At 73.7% G+C, this 17262-nt stretch carries 17 protein-coding genes; 5 read left to right on the forward strand and 12 right to left on the reverse strand.

All coding sequences use genetic code 11. From position 1 onward, the window contains the following. The 3 genes from IE318_RS17705 to IE318_RS17715 all read right to left on the reverse strand — a co-directional run. A partial coding sequence (locus tag IE318_RS17705) for an AAA family ATPase (RefSeq protein WP_189901439.1) occupies positions 1 to 2470 on the reverse strand: 2470 nt, incomplete at its 3' end. Further along, a complete protein-coding gene (locus tag IE318_RS17710; RefSeq protein ID WP_189901441.1) occupies positions 2467 to 3309 on the reverse strand; it encodes a hypothetical protein in 843 nt (280 codons plus the stop codon). The genes IE318_RS17710 and IE318_RS17705, both read right to left, overlap by 4 nt. A gap of 29 nt (positions 3310 to 3338) precedes the next feature. Continuing rightward, a complete protein-coding gene (locus IE318_RS17715; RefSeq protein WP_229903565.1) occupies positions 3339 to 3773 on the reverse strand; it encodes an ATP-binding protein in 435 nt (144 codons plus the stop codon). A 90-nt stretch (positions 3774 to 3863) separates the two neighbouring features. Between IE318_RS17715 and IE318_RS17720 the strand changes: the two genes are divergently transcribed. The 3 genes from IE318_RS17720 (at position 3864) to IE318_RS17730 (ending at position 5476) form a co-directional block, all read left to right on the forward strand. Then, entirely contained in the window at positions 3864 to 4691 is an 828-nt protein-coding gene (locus tag IE318_RS17720) for a helix-turn-helix domain-containing protein (protein WP_189901443.1), read from the forward strand. Continuing rightward, positions 4672 to 4854 (forward strand): DUF397 domain-containing protein, encoded by a 183-nt coding sequence (locus IE318_RS17725; RefSeq protein ID WP_189901445.1) that lies wholly within the window; start codon positions 4672 to 4674, stop codon positions 4852 to 4854. Before IE318_RS17720 ends, IE318_RS17725 begins: the two co-directional genes overlap by 20 nt. A gap of 64 nt (positions 4855 to 4918) precedes the next feature. Then, entirely contained in the window at positions 4919 to 5476 is a 558-nt protein-coding gene (locus IE318_RS17730; protein ID WP_189901447.1) for an isochorismatase family protein, read from the forward strand. A gap of 2 nt (positions 5477 to 5478) precedes the next feature. On the opposite strand, the gene IE318_RS17735 is transcribed toward IE318_RS17730, so the two are convergent. From IE318_RS17735 to IE318_RS17775, 9 genes are all read right to left on the reverse strand, one after another. Beyond that, entirely contained in the window at positions 5479 to 6174 is a 696-nt protein-coding gene (locus tag IE318_RS17735) for a YoaK family protein (protein ID WP_189901449.1), read from the reverse strand. Positions 6175 to 6300: 126 nt separating this feature from the next. Then, the gene (locus tag IE318_RS17740; RefSeq protein ID WP_189901451.1) at positions 6301 to 6717 is read right to left on the reverse strand and encodes an aggregation-promoting factor C-terminal-like domain-containing protein; all 417 of its coding nucleotides are present in this window, start codon (positions 6715 to 6717) and stop codon (positions 6301 to 6303) included. Between the two features lie 330 nt (positions 6718 to 7047). Continuing rightward, complete coding sequence (locus IE318_RS17745; protein WP_229903566.1) at positions 7048 to 7896, reverse strand: ECF transporter S component; 849 nt, start codon at positions 7894 to 7896, stop codon at positions 7048 to 7050. Then, positions 7893 to 9596, reverse strand: coding sequence for an ABC transporter ATP-binding protein (locus IE318_RS17750; RefSeq protein ID WP_189901455.1), 1704 nt, complete (start codon positions 9594 to 9596; stop codon positions 7893 to 7895). Before IE318_RS17750 ends, IE318_RS17745 begins: the two co-directional genes overlap by 4 nt. Next, positions 9593 to 10783 carry a CbiQ family ECF transporter T component gene (locus tag IE318_RS17755; RefSeq protein ID WP_373311213.1) on the reverse strand — a complete coding sequence of 397 codons (1191 nt, stop codon included), beginning with the start codon at positions 10781 to 10783 and terminating at the stop codon, positions 9593 to 9595. The genes IE318_RS17750 and IE318_RS17755 overlap by 4 nt, the downstream gene beginning before the upstream one ends. A gap of 340 nt (positions 10784 to 11123) precedes the next feature. Continuing rightward, on the reverse strand, positions 11124 to 11795 hold the full coding sequence (locus IE318_RS17760; protein WP_189901457.1) for an SCO2322 family protein: 672 nt from the start codon (positions 11793 to 11795) through the stop codon (positions 11124 to 11126). Beyond that, positions 11792 to 13039 (reverse strand): SCO2321 family membrane protein, encoded by a 1248-nt coding sequence (locus IE318_RS17765; RefSeq protein ID WP_189901459.1) that lies wholly within the window; start codon positions 13037 to 13039, stop codon positions 11792 to 11794. Before IE318_RS17765 ends, IE318_RS17760 begins: the two co-directional genes overlap by 4 nt. A 235-nt stretch (positions 13040 to 13274) precedes the next feature. Beyond that, complete coding sequence (locus tag IE318_RS17770; RefSeq protein WP_189901460.1) at positions 13275 to 13793, reverse strand: nuclear transport factor 2 family protein; 519 nt, start codon at positions 13791 to 13793, stop codon at positions 13275 to 13277. Positions 13794 to 14141: 348 nt separating this feature from the next. After that, the gene (locus tag IE318_RS17775) at positions 14142 to 14813 is read right to left on the reverse strand and encodes a TetR family transcriptional regulator (RefSeq protein WP_189901463.1); all 672 of its coding nucleotides are present in this window, start codon (positions 14811 to 14813) and stop codon (positions 14142 to 14144) included. Positions 14814 to 15033: 220 nt separating this feature from the next. Here IE318_RS17775 and IE318_RS17780 point away from each other — a divergent pair, with 220 nt between their 5' ends. Together IE318_RS17780 and IE318_RS44945 are read left to right on the forward strand one after the other, a co-directional pair. Then, positions 15034 to 16989: a glycosyltransferase family 4 protein gene (locus IE318_RS17780; RefSeq protein ID WP_229903568.1), complete on the forward strand. Its 1956-nt coding sequence runs from the start codon at positions 15034 to 15036 to the stop codon at positions 16987 to 16989. After that, positions 16983 to 17262 (forward strand): class I SAM-dependent methyltransferase (locus IE318_RS44945; RefSeq protein WP_229903569.1); only part of this gene is annotated, 280 nt, incomplete at its 3' end. The genes IE318_RS17780 and IE318_RS44945, both read left to right, overlap by 7 nt.

A 17262-nucleotide genomic window follows, 5' to 3' on the forward strand; every position in this document is an offset into this window, starting at 1 on the left:
CGGAGCCGGTGACGGCGACGGTGCGGTTGTTCAGCACGGTGCACGCCACCGCCCCTACGGCTCTCGAGTGACCCGTGAGGACGTTGCGCACGTTCCCCGTCAGCAGCGAACCCGATGCGGCGACGGGATGCCAACCGGCCCCCGGCGCCGAGCTGTTCAGCGCCTCGACCAGTGACGGCTCGTTGTAGCGGGCCGCGTCCAGCGCGAGGATCCGGCGGCGGGCGTCCGCGTCCAGGGGGCGGTGGACGTCGATCGACGCGCGGTAGACGGCGGCGTGCAGCCGGGCGGTGTCGCTCTCCACCTCCTCCAGGTGGGTCACGAGGGTGTCGCAGTCGGCGTGGGCGAGGTACTCGGTGTCGGCCACCAGGTCGTCGAGCACGCCGCCGCGGGCGGCGTGGCCGGCCAGGTGGCGGCGGAGGTACGGGTGGGCGCGCGCCCAGTCGCGACGGCCGTCGAGGCGGTACGGGACGGTCCGGCGCAGCGCCGTGGTGAACGCCCGGTGAGCCGCTCGTGCGTCCTGGTCCTGGCGCAGGTACTCCGCCATCGCCTCGTGGTAGAGCCGGTACACCGACCGCCCGTCCTCGGCCGCCTCGACCACGTACGCCCCGGCGTCCCGGCGCAGCCGGTGCAGGTCCTGGTTGGTGTAGCGGTGTCCGGACAGCTCCGACGCGAGCGGGGCCCAGATGTCCTCCCAGGGCAGCCCCTGCCCCTCCGCGTACGCCAGTGGCCGCAGCAGATCGAGGATCGTCCCCGCGCGGTCGCCGAATCGCTGGTGCAGGTCGCGGTGCATGGCGTCGGCGGCGGCGCTCGGCAGGGAACGGCGCCACCCGGCGTCCAGCGGGTCGGGCAGGGCGGACGAGGCGGCCAGGGTGCCGGCCGTGATGCGGGCGACCAGGAACGAGTGCCCGGCCGCCTCGGCGACGGCTCGCGCGACGGCCAGGCGGTGGTCGCCGTCGCACCACAGGTACGGCGAGTCGGGTTGCGCGTCCAGCAGATTGCGGAGCGTGTACGCCAGCACGGCCTCCGGGTCGGCGTAGCGCGGGGCGTCCAGGTCGACGTGCTGGGAGCGGCGCAGGCCCAGCGGTCCGAAGAGGTGGGGACGGGTGCCCAGCAGCAACCGCAGGTACGGGCGCCCCAGGTCCATCAGCGGGCGCAGCACCTGACCGCACAGCGACTCCGGCGTCACCGCCTCGTCGAGGCCGTCGATCAGCACAGCGCGCGGACGGTCCGGCACCGGACGGGCGGTGAGGTGGTTCAGCAGTTCCGCCACCCCCTCGGCCGGCGGCAGCCGCAGGGCCGCCGCCAGCGCGCGCACGACCTGCTGGTCGGTGAGGTTCTGCGCGTAGAGGGCCGCGCGGATCGCCCTGCGGCGGGGCAGCCGGTCGGAGGCCAGGCCCAGGCTCGACAGCGGCACCGTGCGCCGGTACTCCGGGTCGCTCACGGCCGCCAGCAGGCCGAGGACGGCGGTCTTGCCCGAACCGGGGTCGCCGGTGACCACCAGAGCCGGCCGGTCCTCCGGCAGCTCGCGGAGCCACTCCGTGATGTCCTCGAGCGCCTGATGCCGTCCCGAGAACCACCATCCCACCCGGTCCCGGTCCCGGTGCCCCATCGCCCGCCGCAGCAGCTGCGCCCGGAACGCCTCGTCCCGCCGCCTGTCCTGCTCGTTCCACTCCGCCGCCTGTTGCAGCGCCAGGTCCGTGTGGGAGAGGCGAGGGCTGTGCTTGGCGTTGGGCAGGAAGGGCGGGGTCTCCCCGGTCAGGCCGATGATCTCCAGGCCGATGTGCTGGTAGTCGGGCCGCTTGGGGTTGGCGCGGGTGGCGTTGACCACCGCGTCCAGGGCCAGCAGCGGGGGCGCGTAGCCCGCAGTCGCCAGGCTCGTCACGGCCTCCGCCAGCAGCTCCGGGAACGCGCCCGTCAGCGCCAGCTCGCGCGGCTGCGCCGAGGTGACCACCGCCAGGCCCGTGCCCTCCTCGCGCCAGTCGCTCTTCAACCGTGCCATGGTGGCCAGCAGTTCGTTGCCGCCCTGCCCCGAGAAGCAGGTGTCGAGCATCAGCAGCAGCCGGCGCACCTTCGTCCCCGCGAGGATCTTGCGGGCCAGGGTGGCCGGGAGCAGGGCGTCGTACAGGTCGTCGGGGCTGGTGTCCGCGGTCAGCAGGACGTAGTCGCCGTTCGGCAGGACGTCGCCGTGCCCGGCGAGGTACACGGCGACGACGTCGTCCGGAAGCCGGTCCGGGGAGATGCAGAAGTCCCGCAGTTCCTTCAGCAGTTGGTGCTGTGTGGGGTTGGCGCCAAGCTCCGACACGTGCTTGTAGCCCAGCTCGTCCGTGAACAGCTCCACCACCTTGCGCCGGGCCTCCGTCAGGCCCGGCCGGTCCCACTCCAGCTCGGCGGGGGCGTTCGGGTAGTGGCTGACCGCGGTGGCGATCAGATAGCGCCGCGGATCTCCCCCACCATCGCCGGTCCCGTTCATGCCAGGGCCTCCGCCACCGCCTCGCCGGTTTCCTTCGCCGTGAGGTAGAGCGTGGCGTCGTGGGCGTGCGAGCCGTTGTGCACGACCGTCCCGCCCACGCCGGCCCCGAAGAACAGCGACAGATCCTTGACCGCCGCGACCAGGTCGCCCTCGTCGACGACGTTCGTCCAGCGCAGTGTGGCGGCGTCGCCCGGCCAGGCGCCGGGCTCGGGGCGGAGCCGGTCGAACACCATGCGCATGCCCAGCGGCGAACCCAGCGTCACCAGCGCACGGACCTGATGCCCGGGCAGCGCGCACAGCGCCTCGTAGGCGACGACCGAGCCCAGCGAGTGCGCCACCACCACCCGCGTGTCCGGCCCGATCGCCTCCGCCACCCGGCCGCGGGCCGCCGCCCGCAGCTCGTCGTCCGTCAGATAGCGGCGGACCTGTTTGAGGTCGGACACCAGGCCGCGCAGGGTCAGTCCGGCGAAGAACCGGGAGTGCTGGAGCACCCGCAGCGCGGTCTGCACCGCCCGCGGCGAACGCGCCAGCGTGTCCCCTCCGGGAGGCGGTACCGCGCTGTCGGTCCGCGCACCGGCCGCCCACCACTCCAGCAGCAGCTCGGCCTCCAGGCCGTCGTCGACGTCCTCCTCGGTGAACATCGAATCACCCACGGCCAGAGTGTGACCCGGGGGCCGGAACAGGTCGCCGTAGAACGCCATCCGCAGGTCGCCGTCCCCGAGCCGCGGGCCGGCCGCCCGCTCGAGCCCGTCGGCCAGCGCGGGTCCCCAGTCCTTCAGCAGCGTGTTGCTCCCCAGCCGCTGCTTGCCCACGCCGTGCACACCGACGATCCGCGCCATCGCCCCGCCCCCGAGATTCGCAACTCTCCTTACTGTAGGGGCGTTTCACCACCCGTGCATTCGAACCACACGGTCTTCCCGCCCGTCCCGTGCGGCTCCACGCCCCACTTGCCGACGACGGCGTCGAGCAGCAGCAGGCCGCGCCCGCACTCCGCGTCCGGCGCCAAGTCGCGCGGTGCGGCGGGAAGCCGGGGCGAGCCGTCGCTCACCTCCACCCGGACGCCCGCCGTCTGCCGCAGGACCAGCAGCGTGCAGCGGCGGTCCGGGACATGGCGTACGACGTTGGCGATCAGCTCGGTGACGGCGAGCTCCAGGGTGTCGGCCAGCTCGGTCAGGTCCCAGTCGGTCAGGTGAGAGCGGACGATCCGGCGGATGTGTCCCGCGGAGTGCTCACCGGCGGTGAGCGTCATCCGGTACCGGTCGGGGCGGGGGCCCGCGAGGATCGAGGGAAAGTAGTCGTTCACGGGACGAGGCTGACGTGCCGTCACTACGCTGGGCTACTACGTGAACACAACCGGTCCGCCGGTGGGCCGGCTGCGCAAAGGGGACCGTGCGTGACCAACATCAACGTCCTCGACCCGGGGGCCTCACCGCTCGACTACTACGGCTTCGAGCTGCGGCGGCTGCGGGAGGCCGCAGGCCTGACACAGCGGCAACTTGGGGAGATCGTCAACTACACCGGGTCGCTGGTCGGGCAGATCGAGACGGCGCGGAAAGTGCCGACGCCCGAGTTCAGTGAGCGAGTGGATGCCGCGTTGGGATCGGACGGCTTGCTGTCGCGACTGGTCGAGCTGGTGCTGCGCAGCCAACTACCCACGTGGTTCCAGCAGGTGGCGGCGTTGGAGACGCAAGCCACTGAGATTCGCACCTACCAGATGGGCGTGGTCCATGGTCTGCTCCAGACCGGCGCCTACGCGCGTGCCACGCTGGGTGCACTCGACCAGACAAGCCTCGACGACCGGACCGCTGTACGTCTGGCCCGTCAACGAATTTTCGACAAGGAAGTGACGCCGGTCTTCTGGATGATCCTTGGCGAGGCCGTCCTGTACCAGGAGATCGGCAGCCCGGAGACCATGCGGGGGCAACTGGCTCACCTGTTGTCGTTCGAGGACCACTTCAGGATCAACGTTCAGATCCTGCCGTACTCGGCCGGAGCGCATGCGGGATTGACAGGCTCGTTCACCCTCTTCCGCTTCGCCAGTGACCCGACCATTGTCTACACGGAGGGCTACGGCAGCGGGCATCCGACCGCCAATCCGACCACCGTCAACGACTGCTCGCTCCGTTACGATCACCTCCGAGCCGCCGCACTGTCCATCAAGGACTCGGCGGAGCTGATCCGGCGCGTGATGGAGGACCGCTATGGAGATCAAGTGGCGTAAGTCCAGTTACAGCAGCGACCAAGGCGGCGAATGCGTGGAGATCGCCGAAACCCCCTGCGCCACCGTCGCCATACGCGACTCCAAGGCCCCCACCGGCCCAATGCTCACCTTCCGGCCGGAGGCCTTCACCAGCTTTGTCACCTGGACGTCTGTCGCGGACTGACCCGATTGTCAGTGGCCCGGTCTAGTGTGGTCGAGGATGGCACCGGCAGGCGCAAGGGGGAACCATGACCACACTTCAGGACCGGCCCAACACCGCACTCCTCGTCGTCGACGTGCAGAACGATGTCGTCGGCAAGGCGTACGAGCGTGAGGCGGTCGTCGCGAACATCGCCGCCCTGGTCGAGCGCGCCCGGCGGGAGGAGACTCCCGTCGTGTGGGTGCAGCACGCCGACGAGGGGATGGTGAAGGGCAGTGACGGCTGGCGGATCGTGCCCGAGCTGACGCCGGGTGAGGGCGAGCCGCTCGTTCACAAGAACTACGGTGACTCGTTCGAGGACACCACACTCGAGACCGTGCTGTCGGGACTCGGGGTGGGCCGCCTGTTCGTGACCGGGGCGTCGACCGACGTGTGCGTCCGCTCGACGCTGCACGGCGCGCTGGTGCGGGGATACGACACGATCCTGGTCGGCGACGCCCACACCACGGAGGACATGTCGGCCTGGGGCGCCCCGCCGCCGGAGCAGGTCATCGCCCACACCAACCTGTACTGGAAGTACCAGCAGGCACCGGGACGCACGGCCGGGACCGTCGAGACCAAGGACGTCGACTTCGGCGGCAGATGACGTCACTCGCGGCCCGACGTCACCGCCGCCAGCACCCCGGCCGCCAGCGCCGCGATCAGCAGCGGCGTGCCCAGGTCGCGGCGGACCACCAGCCAGGCGCCGAGGGCCGCGCCGGCGAGCATCGCGACCACTGACGCGGCGCGGCGTACGGAGCCCATGCCGGTGCCGCCGGCGGCGCGGGAGTCGGCGGCGAGGTCGGCCAGGGTCCTGGTCAGGACGGTGGTCGTCAGGTCGGGCACGCCCAGTTTGACGACCGTCGCGTTGCGCAGGCCCATCGCGAGGGCGGTCAGGGCGATCAGCGTGTACGCCGTCCCGGTGGCGCCCGGGGCGGCGAAGGCGACCGCCGCCGACGCCCCGACCAGGGCCGCCTCGACGGCGAACGTCACACGGGCCCAACTGCGCCGCGAGCGGCCGCCGTAGCGCACCGCGACCCGGCCGCCGGCCAGCGCGCCCAGCTGGAAGCAGGCCAGGGACGTGGCGGTGTGAGACACGGAGAAGCCGGGCGCCCCGGCGGCGGCGAAACCGAGGACCACCACGTTGCCGGTCATGTTCGCGGTGAAGACGTGGTGGAGCCCCAAGTAGCTCACCGCGTCGATGATGCCGCTGACCACCGTCAGCCCCAGCAGCACCGGCACCATGCGCAGACCGCGGGCCTCGGCGGCGTCCGGGCGGGCGTCCCGCGGCGGGTCTGCTGCCATGGCACCAGGAAAGCAGACGTGCGTGGTCGTACGGTGTCCGGACACGACGAGGGCGGCGGTCCCGGGGATCGGGGGACCGCCGCCCTCGCGTCGGTGGCCGGCTCAGGGGCCGGGGGTGGGGTCGGCTCAGTACCAGCCGTGGGACTGCCAGAAGCTCCAGGCCTTGGCCGGGCTGCCGTAGCGGGAGTTCATGTAGTCCAGGCCCCACTTGATCTGGGTCTTGGGGTTGGTCTTCCAGTCGGCGCCCGCCGAGGACATCTTCGAGGCGGGCAGCGCCTGGACCAGGCCGTAGGCGCCGGAGGAGGCGTTGGTGGCGTGGGGGTTCCAGCCGCTCTCGTGCTCGACGATGCGGCTGAAGGCGTTGAACTGCGCGGCGTCCGGGATCATCTGGTGCGCGATCGCCTTCGCGTCCGGGCCCGAGGCGTGGGTGGCGGCCTGGGCGGGAGCCGAAGTCAGGGCGATGCCGGCGGTGGCGGCGGCCACGGCGGCGGTGGTGAGGGCCTTCTTCGGGGAGGCGATGCGACGGATGAGGGAGACGGGCACGGAGAACCTCTTGCGTCGGGGACGGGAGTGTCGCGAGCAGCCGGAGCCCGCGGGAGCGGGAGGAGGAGCTGCCCTGGCACCGAAGGCCCCGGAGTCCCGGATGTGTCCGGGGTCCGGGGACCGTCGGCTCCTGACGACGTCGTCCAGACAAGCAGGGGGCGCGTCTGCCCGCAAACACCCCTTTTACTAGTTGTCGTCGCATCCGCGGTGGTGTGCGTGGGTGTGAGCGGGCTCTCAATGCGCAGGTCGGCGCGGGTAAACGCGCGCACATGCCATGGGCCGCGTGGCTACGACCCGGGGTCGTAGGTGATCCGCGTCATGTGGGCCGGTTCACGGTGCGGGCGGGTCGAACGTGACCGGCGTCTCGAAGGCGGCCCGCCGGGTGGCACGGCGCAGCGCCCTCAGCACGGCCGGGCCGACGACCAGGGTCAGGACGACGGTGACGGCGGCCCGGCCCAGGTCCCAGCCGAGCGAGGTGGCCAGGCAGTAGGCGAGGAAGCGGGCCAGGTTGGCGGGGACCGTGGCGTGCGGGTCGAAGGCGATGGAGGAGGCGAGGGTGCCCATGAAGGGCCAGCCCGCGAGGTTCATGACCGTGCCGTAGGCGAAGGCGGCGAGGAAGCCGTAGCCGGCCAGCATCAGCAGTTCCGTACGGCCGCGCAGGCGGTCCGGGCCCGGCAGCAGGCCCGCGCCCATGGTGAACCACCCCATGGCCAGCATCTGGAACGGCATCCAGGGCCCCACCCCACCTGTGAGCAGCGCGGAGGCGAACATGGTCGTCGAGCCGAGCACGAACCCGAAGCCCGGGCCGAGGACGCGTCCGCTCAGCACCATCAGGAAGAACATGGGCTCGATGCCGGCGGTCCCGGCGCCGATCGGGCGCAGCGCGGCCCCCGTCGCGGCCAGCACGCCGAGCATGGCGACGGCCTTCGGGCCGAGACCGGACTCGGAGATCGTCGCGGCGAGGACGGCGACGAGCAGCACGAGCAGGCCCGCGAAGAGCCAGGGCGCGTCCTGCGCGTGCGCGCTGAGCCGGGAGGCGGGCGGGGCCAGGAACGGCCAGGTGAAGGCCACCACACCGACGGCGCTGACCAGGGCGAGCGTGATCACGGAGCGGGGGCCGAACCGGACGGCCCGCACGGAGCCGTGGGACGAGTCACGGGCGGTCGTCATGGTCGTCATGCCAGTGCCTCGCGGACCTGGGCGACCGTGAGCCACCTGTGCGGGGCCAGGATCTTGGTGACCTGGGGGGCGTAGGAGGGGGAGGAGACGACCACCTCGGCGGTCGGGCCGTCGGCGATCACCTCGCCCTCGGCGAGCAGCACCACCCGGTGGGCGAGCTCCGCGGCCAGCTCCACGTCGTGCGTGGCCAGTACGATCGCGTGCCCGGCGGCGGCGAGCTCGCGCAGCACGGTGACCAGGCGGGCCTTCGCGCCGTAGTCCAGGCCGCGGGTCGGCTCGTCGAGCAGCAGCAGCGGTGGCCGGGCGGTCAGGACCACGGCCAGCGCGAGCGCCAGCCGCTGCCCCTCGGACAGGTCCCGGGGGTGGGTGGCGTCGGCGACCCCGGGCAGCAGCTCGGAGACCAGGGCCCGGCAGGTGCCGGGCGCGGCCTGCGCGTCGCGGTCGGCGGCCGCGCACTCGGCGGCGACCGTGTCGGCGTACAGCAGGTCGCGTGGCTCCTGCGGGACCAGCCCGACGCGGCGCACGAGGTCGCGGGGCGGGGTGCGGTGGGGGACCGCGCCGCCCACGCGGACCTGCCCGCCGGAGGGTTCCACCAGTCCGACCAGGGAGCCCAGGAGGGTGGACTTCCCGGCGCCGTTGCGCCCCATGAGGGCGATGGTCTCGCCGGGGGCGACGGTCAGGTGCACGTGCCGCAGCGCCTGGACGCGGCCGCGCCGGACGGCCAGCGCGCGGGCCTCGGCGACGACCGGTGGTGTGTCCGTGGGGCCGGTGTCGCGGGGGGCGCGCCTGCGCAGGAGCGGGAAGAGGGTGCGCGGGGCGGCCGGACGCGCGGGCGCCGCGGTGGTCCCGGGTGCGGGCCCGGGCGCCGCCGGTGCGGGCTCGCGGCCGGTCAGTCGCTCACGCAGGTCCGCCGCCCGGCGGCGGGCGTCGCGGACCGTCAGGGGCAGCGGGGACCAGCCCGCCAGGCGGCCCAGGTCGACCACCGGCGGGTACACCGGCGAGACGGCCATGAGGTCGGCCGGGGCGCCGATCGTCGGGGCGGCGCCGGGGGCGGGCAGGAGGACGACCTGGTCGGCGTACTGGACGACGCGCTCCAGGCGGTGCTCGGCCATGAGGACCGTGGTGCCGAGGTCGTGCACGAGCCGCTGGAGGACGGCGAGGACCTCCTCGGCGGCGGCCGGGTCCAGCGCGGAGGTGGGCTCGTCGAGGACGAGGGCCTTCGGGTGCGGGGTGAGGACGGAGCCGATCGCGACCCGCTGCTGCTGGCCGCCGGAGAGCGTGGCGATGGGACGGTCCCGCAGATCGGCCAGGCCCAGCAGGTCCAGGGTCTCCTCCACCCGCCGCCGCATCACGTCCGGGGCGAGGCCCAGCGACTCCATGCCGTAGGCGAGTTCGTCCTCGACGGTGTCGGTGACGAAGTGGGAGAGCGGGTCCTGTCCGACCGTGCCGACGACGTCGGCGAGCTCGCGCGGCTTGTGGGTGCGGGTGTCGCGGCCGGCCACGGTGACCCGGCCGCGCAGGGTGCCGCCGGTGAAGTGCGGCACGAGCCCGCTCACCGCGCCGAGGACGGTCGACTTGCCGACCCCGGACGGGCCGACGAGCAGCACGAGTTCACCCTCGGGCACCTCGAAGTCAACTCCGCGGACGGTGGGTTCGGCCGCCCCGTCGTACGTCACGGAGACATCCTCGAAGCGGATCACGACGGCTCCTCGGGGGACGTGCGGGCGGGCGTGGGTGCGGCGGCGAAGGCGGGCAGCAGGCCCAGGAGTACGGCCGCGGCGGGCCACAGGGGGAGGGTGGGGGCGGTGAGGGGCACGACACCGGGGTGCAGGGCCTCGGGGTCGCGGGCGGCGGCGAGCGTGAGGAGCGCCGCGACGGCCGCTCCCGCTCCGGCGACCAGGCAGGAACGGAGGTTCCAGGTGTCGGGCCGGTAGCGGGTGCGCGGGGAGCGCCGGCCGCCGAGGCGGAGCCCGGCGAGGGCGGCGGCGACCCCGGCGAGCAGGACCGGCAGGCCGTAGGTGCCGCCCTCGGCGGTGAGCAGTCCGTACGTTCCGGCGCAGACGCCGAGCAGGCCCCCGAGGGTCAGGGCGGCGGTGGTACGGCGCACGGCGGGCGCGACCTCGGCCGTACGGCCGTAGCCGCGGGCGTCCATCGCGGCGGCCAGGGCGACGGACCGCTCCAGCGCGCCCTGAAGGACCGGCAGTCCCACGTGCAGCAGACCGCGGACGCCCCGGTCGGGCCGCCCGCGCAGCCGGCGGGCCGCGCGCAGCCGGCGGCCGTCGGCGACCAGGTGCGGGGCGAAGGTGAGCGCGACGACGACGGCGACGCCCATCTCGTACAGGGCGCCCGGAAGGGACTTCAGCAGCCGGGCGGGGGCGGCGAGGGCGTTGGCGGCGCCGACGCAGACGAGCAGGGTGGCCAGCTTCAGGCCGTCGTACAGGGCGAAGACCAGAGCCTCGGCCGTGACCCGGCCGCCCAGGCGGATGCCCTGCGCCCAGTGCGGCAGCGGCACTTCGGGCAGGGTGACGAGCACATGCGTGCCGGGGATGGGGGAGCCGAGGGCGACGGCGAAGACGAGACGGATGAGCAGCACGGCGAGCGCGAGCCGGACGAACGCGGTGTACGAGCGGGCGGAGGGCGTGTCGGGGCGGCAGGTCACCACGACGTACCCGGAGACGGTGAGGAGCAGGGCGAGCAGGAGGGGGTTGGTGGTACGGGTGGCAGCGGTCCCGAGAGCCAGGGCCCACAACCACCAGGCCCCCGCATGCACACCGGCGGCGCCACGCGGATTCACGCGTGCGGCGCCGGGCACTCCGCGCGGGTTCGCGCGTGCCGCGCCGGGTACTCCACGCACGCTTGTCCGTGCGCCGCCGCGCGCGCCGCGCAGGCCCGAGCGTGCCCAGCCGGGCGTCCGCCGCATGGCTGCGCGAGCGCCGTCGGCCGCCGGACGCGTGTCCGTGCCGGCTGCTGTCCCGCGTGGGTCTGCGTCGCCGGTGGCGTTGCGCGGAAGCGCAGGGGTGCCGTCTGGCGTGGGGCGCGTGTCGGTGTCGGCTGCTGTCCCGTGTGGGTTTTCGTCGCCGGTGGCGTCGCGCGGAACCGCGCGGGCGCCGGCCGGCGTCGGGCTCATGCCCGCGCCATCGGCCTCTGCGCGCGTGCCCGGACCGCCTGCCGTCCGGCTCGGCCCCGCGCCTGCGGGGGCCGGAGGCCGCCCCGTGCCGGCGGACGCCTTACGCATCTCCGCGCCGCCGCCGGGCCTGCCAGACGGCCGCTCCGGCCAGTACGAGCACGACGGCACCGCCCGCGACGAGGCCGACCGAGGGACCGCCGTCCTCGTCCGCCTTCTTCGCCTCGTCCTGCGCGCCGCCGCTCTTCGACGATGTGCTCTTCCCCGACGCGACCTGCTCGCCGCACCCCTGCCGCGGATACCCGGCGATGGCGCAGAGCAGGGCGTTGGTGTCGTAGCGCAGGGGCCCCGCGACCGCCGCCAGGGCCTCCGCCGTCGTGGCGTCGGCGGGGACGCGGGCGCAGGCCGTACGCGGCGCGGGCGGGGTCTCGCCGGAGGGCGCGTCGGCCTTCGTGCCGAAGTCGAGGACCAGTGCGATCCGCTTCTTGCCCTGCTGGGCGGGCGTCTTGGCGCAGACGGCCGCGAAGTCGGCACTTCCGTGCGGCTGGGCGGCGTCCTGGGAGTCCTGGCTCACCGCGAAGCGGAAACCCTGCACGTCGCCGTCGGCGGGGCGGGCGGTGGACGGCCCCTCGGTGGCGTACGTCCAGTGGCCGCCGTCGCGGTCCCAGAACGACCAGTAGCGGTAACCGACCGCCTGCGCCTGGCCCACGCTCGCCGACAGCAGGCACACGGCGGCCAGCAGCACGGCGGACAGCGCGCGGAAGCGGCGCGTCACGGCTGCCGCACCTTGTCGCCCCTGCCGCGGCTCAGCATGAGGCCGACGGCGATGACGACGACCAGAAGGATCCCGGCGGCCCACCAGACAGCGTGGCCGGAGTTGCCCTTCGCGACGTCCGTGGCGCCCTCCTTGTCCTTGGCGACGGCCGCCTGGGGCGCCGGGCCGGTGGCGTTGAGCCGCTCGACCAGGTCGATGCCGCCGAAGTCACGCGGGTCGGTGCCGGTCGCCCGGGCGGCGAAGACGAGCTGGGCGTACGCGGCGGGACCGCTCTGCTTCGCCCACGCCTCGGAGTGCTTCTCCAGCCACTGGAGGGGCTTCTGCGCCGTGGCGGCCCCGCCCTGCGCGGCGAGCGCGACGACCGCGTCGGCGGTGTTGCCGTAGTCGGGCTGGTCGGTGGCGCCGGGGAGTACGGAGGTGAGGTAGCCGTCCTTGCCGACAGCGCGCGCGAGATACGCGGCGCCGTTGGCGGCGGCCCGGGCGGGGCCGGCCTTGCCGGAGTCCGAGCAGCGGTCGCCGCCGCCGTTCCCGTCGCCGCTCGCGGCCTTGGCGGCCAGGCCCTGTCCGAGGGCGGCGACCACACCCGCGGCGGTGGCGTCCGCGTTGGCGGCGAGCGTGCCCTTCTTGTCGGGCTGGTAGGCGAACGCGCCGGCGCCCGCGGCGTCACCGGAGCACGGCAGGGCGAACTCCAGCAGGGCGTCGTAGGGGGACTTCCCGCCCTTGCGCACGGCCTCGGGCTTCTCGCCCACGGCGGTGAGCGCCCCGACGACGACCGAGGTGGAGTTGGTGTCGCTGGGCCCGCCGGGCGTGTAGCCCCAGCCGCCGTCGGCGTTCTGCACGGACTTCAGCCAGGACACCGCCTTGCCGGTCGTGGCGCCGTGTCCGCCGAGCGCGGCGAGGGCCTGGACGGCGGCGGCCGTGCTGTTGGTGTCGACCACGACCTTGGAGTCGCAGGCGCGGGACGTGTCGGCGCGGAAGGAGGCGAAGGCGCCGTTCGCGCACTGCTGCCCCGTCAGCCAGTCCACGGCCTTCGCGGCGGGCCGCACACCCGCCGTGTGCTGTGCGAGCAGCGCGAGGGACTGCCGCCAGACGCCGTCGTACTTGGGGTCCGTGGTGCCGTAGAGCCCTGAGGGCAGCGTGGGGGACCCGGAGGGAGAGGGGGAGGAGTCGGCGGCGACGGCGGGTGCCGATATGCCGATCAGGGCGACGGCGGCCAGGGCCGCGGCGCTGCGGCGGATGTTCATGATCGGCGGATGCCTCTCCCTGAAGGGAGCCGGGCAGCACGGGACACCCCGGCGGCTCGGCTCCGTATACCTCGACGGTGCCGTGCGGCGGCGGGCTGCCGGCGCACGTGAGCCGCTCACGCTCCCGCCCGGGGCAGTCCGGCTCGCCGCCCACGAGGGGCGGCTCACGGTTGCGGGTCAGCGCCGGATTCGCACCGGCTTCCCCCCGGACAGGCGTGAAGACGACCGGCTCACTCTACCGGCCCGGTTCCTGCCCGGGGTCCACGGGTGTCGGGCCACCGAAGGGCAGGTGCAGGGTCCGGGAGGTCAGGAGCCAGGCGCCGGAGACCCGGCGGAACCGGTCCTCGTAATGGCCGATCTGGACGGGCGGGCCGGCGGGCACCATGCCGCCCTGGTGGCCGTCCACGCGGTAGGTCGTGAAGTAGGAGACGGCCGTGGCCGTGTCCGGGGAGGTCACCGTGACGACGATGTTCGACATCAGACGGCGGGAGAGCCGGTCGGCGGGGCGGGAGGCGAAGTAGGCGCGCAGGGCGTCCCGACCCTGGACGCGCCGGCCGTCGCCGGGCGGCGGCCATTCCCAGACGCCGTCCTGCGTGAACAGCTCGGCCACCGAACCGGGGTCGCCCAGGTCCAGGCGGTGGACGAAGTCGATGACGAGGCGCTCGCAGGCGCGCTCGGCGAGGAGGTGCTCCAGGGATTCCAGAAATTCCGGGGGCTTCGGGGGCTTCGGGGGCTCCGGGGTGCTGTGTTCCATGGAGCTGTATAGCAGGAGCGTGCTGCTCAGAACATCGGAAAAAAATCTTCTGGTTCGGGTGTTGTGTCCGGGCTTGGGCGTTCTATCCTGGTAAGTGCCTACGGGGCGAGTGAGGGAGTTCGACCGGAGTAGCCGACTTTGGCGAGACGCCGAAAGGCATCCGCTGAGGCCGACGTCGACGGTCGGGCTGAGAGGCCGGAAGGTCGAGAGACCGGAAGGCGACCCCTGGAACCTGATCCGGGCAATGCCGGCGAAGGGAACCCGTCTCGTAGGTTTTTTCGTGCCCGGGCCGTGTGCCCGGGTTTCTTCGTGTCCGGTCCGATGGGCCGTGCGGCTCTCGTGGGCTCTTCAGTCCTCGTCGGGAGCCGGCAGGTCGATCAGTCTGCACACCGTCTCTATGTCTATCTTCACCTGGGCGATGGAGGCCCGGCCCGAGAGCCAGGTGATCAGCGCCGAGTGCCAGGTGTGCTCGATCACGCGGACCGCGGACAGCTGTTGCGGGGTCGGGTCGTCCTGGCCCATCGCGTCCAGGATGATCGCCGTGGTCTGGCGGGAGACCTGGTCGACCTCGGGGCTCACGCTGCGGTCCGCGAAGGTCAGCGCGCGGACCATGGCGTCGGCCAGGTGCGGCTCGCGCTGGAGGGCGCGGAAGGCCCGCATCAGGGTCTCCGCGACCCGTTCGGCCGGGCTCTCGCCGACCGGCGGCTTCTTGCGCAGGGTGCCGTGCATGCGCTCGAGCTGGTCCTGCATGGTGGCGACCAGCAGATGCACCTTGGACGGGAAGTACCGGTAGAGGGTGCCGAGGGCCACCTGCGAGGACTCCGCCACCTCCCGCATCTGCACCGCGTCGAAGCCGCCCCGCCCGGCGAGCTGCGCGGTCGCGCGCAGGATGCGACGGCGGCGCGCCTCCTGCCGCTCGGTCAGGGGCGGCGACATGGCCGGCCCGTGCTCGCGCGCGGGGGTCGCGGGCTTCGCGGACGGCCGCGCGGTGCTGGCTTCCACCTTGGCTTGCGCAGGCATGGGTACCGCTCCGTGACAGTCGGTGAGTGCGTGTGATCGGACAGCATGGCAGGGCGCCGTACACCGCGCGAGCCGTGGCGTGAATCACCTGATCCACTGCTCACAGCGAGGCTACCTGCCGGTAGATTCGGAGCCTCCTGAACGATCAAGTCTGAAACTTGTTCTAGATTAGCGTCCCGGCGTAATCTCGCGGGACAGTGCAGTCAGAAGGGGGCCCAGAGTGACCGCTGAGGCCAGTCAGGCGGGGTCCCCCACGGACCTCGCCGCGGACGGCGAGCGACCGCTCGACATCGCGCTCCTCACCTACAAGGGAAACCCGTTCTGCGGCGGCCAGGGCGTCTACGTCCGTCATCTCTCCCGCGAGCTGGCCCGCCTCGGCCACCGGGTCGAGGTGATCGGCGCCCAGCCGTATCCGGTCCTCGACGACCTGGAGGACAGCGCCCCGGGCCGGCTGAGCCTGACGGAGCTGCCCAGCCTCGACCTCTACCGCCAGCCGGACCCCTTCCGCACCCCCGGCCGCGACGAGTACCGCGACTGGGTCGACGCGCTGGAGGTCGCCACCATGTGGACCGGCGGCTTCCCCGAACCGCTGACGTTCTCCCTGCGCGCCCGCCGCCATCTGCGGGCCCGGCGCGGCGAGTTCGACGTCGTGCACGACAATCAGACGCTGGGGTACGGGCTGCTGGGCGATGTCGGCGCGCCGCTGGTGACCACCGTCCACCACCCCATCACCGTGGACCGGCAGTTGGAGCTGGACGCCGCCGACACCTGGCAGCGGCGGTGGTCCGTGAAGCGCTGGTACGCCTTCACGCGCATGCAGAGGCGGGTCGCGCGCCGGCTGCCGTCCGTGCTGACCGTCTCCGGCAGCTCCCGGCAGGAGATCGTCGACCACCTGGGCGTACGGTCCGACCGCGTCCACGTCGTGCACATCGGCGCCGACACGGACCTGTTCTCACCCGATCCGTCGGTGCGGCGGGTGCCGGGCCGGATCGTGACCACCTCCAGCGCGGACGTGCCGCTCAAGGGCCTGGTCTTCCTCGTCGAGGCGCTGGCGAAGGTGCGCGCGGAACAGCCCGAGGCGCACCTCGTCGTGGTCGGCAAGCGGGCCGAGGACGGACCGGTCGCACAGGCCATCGAGCGCTACGGCCTCGAGGGCGCCGTCGAGTTCGTCAAGGGCATCTCCGACGCCGAACTGGTCGACCTCGTGCGCTCGGCCGAGGTCGCGTGCGTGCCGTCCCTGTACGAGGGCTTCTCCCTCCCCGCGGCCGAGGCCATGGCCACGGGCACGCCGCTGGTCGCCACGACCGGCGGTGCGATCCCCGAGGTCGCCGGGCGCGACGGGGAGACCTGCCTCGCCGTACCGCCGGGCGACGCGGGCGCCCTGGCCGCCGCGCTCTGCCGGCTGCTGGACGACCCCGACCTGCGCACCCGCCTGGGCGCGGCCGGCCGCGACCGCGTCCTGCGCCACTTCACATGGGCACGCGCGGCCGAGGGCACGGTGGCCCACTACCGCGAGGCCATCGCCACCTCAGCCACTCCGCCCCGACCCCGCCCCACACCCCCCAACACCCGCCGCTCCGCCGGCCCGCACTCTGCCGGCTCCGGGGCTTCGGACTCCGGCCGCTTCGCCGGCCCGGACGCGCGCCGTTCCGCGGGCGTGGACACGGGCAACTCCGCACCTCAGGGCGCCGACGGCTCTGCGATCCCGGGCGTCGACGGCTCTGCGATCCCGGGCGTCGACGGCTCCGCGGCCGGGGACTTGAGCCGCTCCGGGGCTTCGGAGACCGGCCGCTCCGTCGGTCCGGGCCCCGGCGGTTCCCCGGTCCCGGAGCCCGATCGCTCTGTGCGCGCGGACGCCGGCCGCACCGCGGCCGAGGACGAGCGCCGCTCCGCCGGCCCGGGCTCGGACGGCTCCGGGGTTCCGGGTTCGGGCCGCCTTGCGGGCCCGGATGCGGGCGATGCCGCAGGCGCCGGCACCGTCACTGCCGCCGGTCCGGGCGCCGGTGACTCCGGGACGCCGGGTCCCGACCACTCCGGGACGCCGGGCCCCGACCGTTCCCCGGCCCCGGAGCCCGATCGCTCCGCAGGCCAGGGCACCGACCGTTCCCCGGCCCCGGGCGCCCACCGCTCCGCGGGCTCAGAGGTTGTCTACTCCGAAAGCAGGGCCACGTGCTGACCGTCGACTTCTCCCGGTTCCCGCTCGCCCCCGGCGACCGCGTCCTGGACCTCGGCTGCGGCGCCGGACGGCACGCGTTCGAGTGCTACCGGCGCGGCGCGCAGGTCGTGGCGCTGGACCGCAACGGCGAGGAGATCCGCGAGGTCGCCAAGTGGTTCGCGGCGATGAAGGAGGCCGGGGAGGCACCGGCCGGGGCCACCGCCACCGCCATGGAGGGCGACGCCCTCGCCCTTCCGTTCCCCGACGAGTCCTTCGACGTCGTGATCATCTCCG

The sequence above is a fragment of the Streptomyces spiralis genome (assembly GCF_014654675.1).
In the GTDB taxonomy this organism is placed as follows: Bacteria; Actinomycetota; Actinomycetes; order Streptomycetales; family Streptomycetaceae; genus Streptomyces; species Streptomyces spiralis.

Coding starts and splice junctions, on each gene's coding strand:
- IE318_RS17710 (WP_189901441.1), bottom strand. CDS start 3,309: ATGGCGCGGATCGTCGGTGTGCACGGCGTGGGCAAGCAGCGGCTGGGG.
- IE318_RS17725 (WP_189901445.1), top strand. CDS start 4,672: ATGGAGATCAAGTGGCGTAAGTCCAGTTACAGCAGCGACCAAGGCGGC.
- IE318_RS17730 (WP_189901447.1), top strand. CDS start 4,919: ATGACCACACTTCAGGACCGGCCCAACACCGCACTCCTCGTCGTCGAC.
- IE318_RS17735 (WP_189901449.1), bottom strand. CDS start 6,174: ATGGCAGCAGACCCGCCGCGGGACGCCCGCCCGGACGCCGCCGAGGCC.
- IE318_RS17745 (WP_229903566.1), bottom strand. CDS start 7,896: ATGACGACCATGACGACCGCCCGTGACTCGTCCCACGGCTCCGTGCGG.
- IE318_RS17765 (WP_189901459.1), bottom strand. CDS start 13,039: ATGAACATCCGCCGCAGCGCCGCGGCCCTGGCCGCCGTCGCCCTGATC.
- IE318_RS17770 (WP_189901460.1), bottom strand. CDS start 13,793: ATGGAACACAGCACCCCGGAGCCCCCGAAGCCCCCGAAGCCCCCGGAA.
- IE318_RS17775 (WP_189901463.1), bottom strand. CDS start 14,813: ATGCCTGCGCAAGCCAAGGTGGAAGCCAGCACCGCGCGGCCGTCCGCG.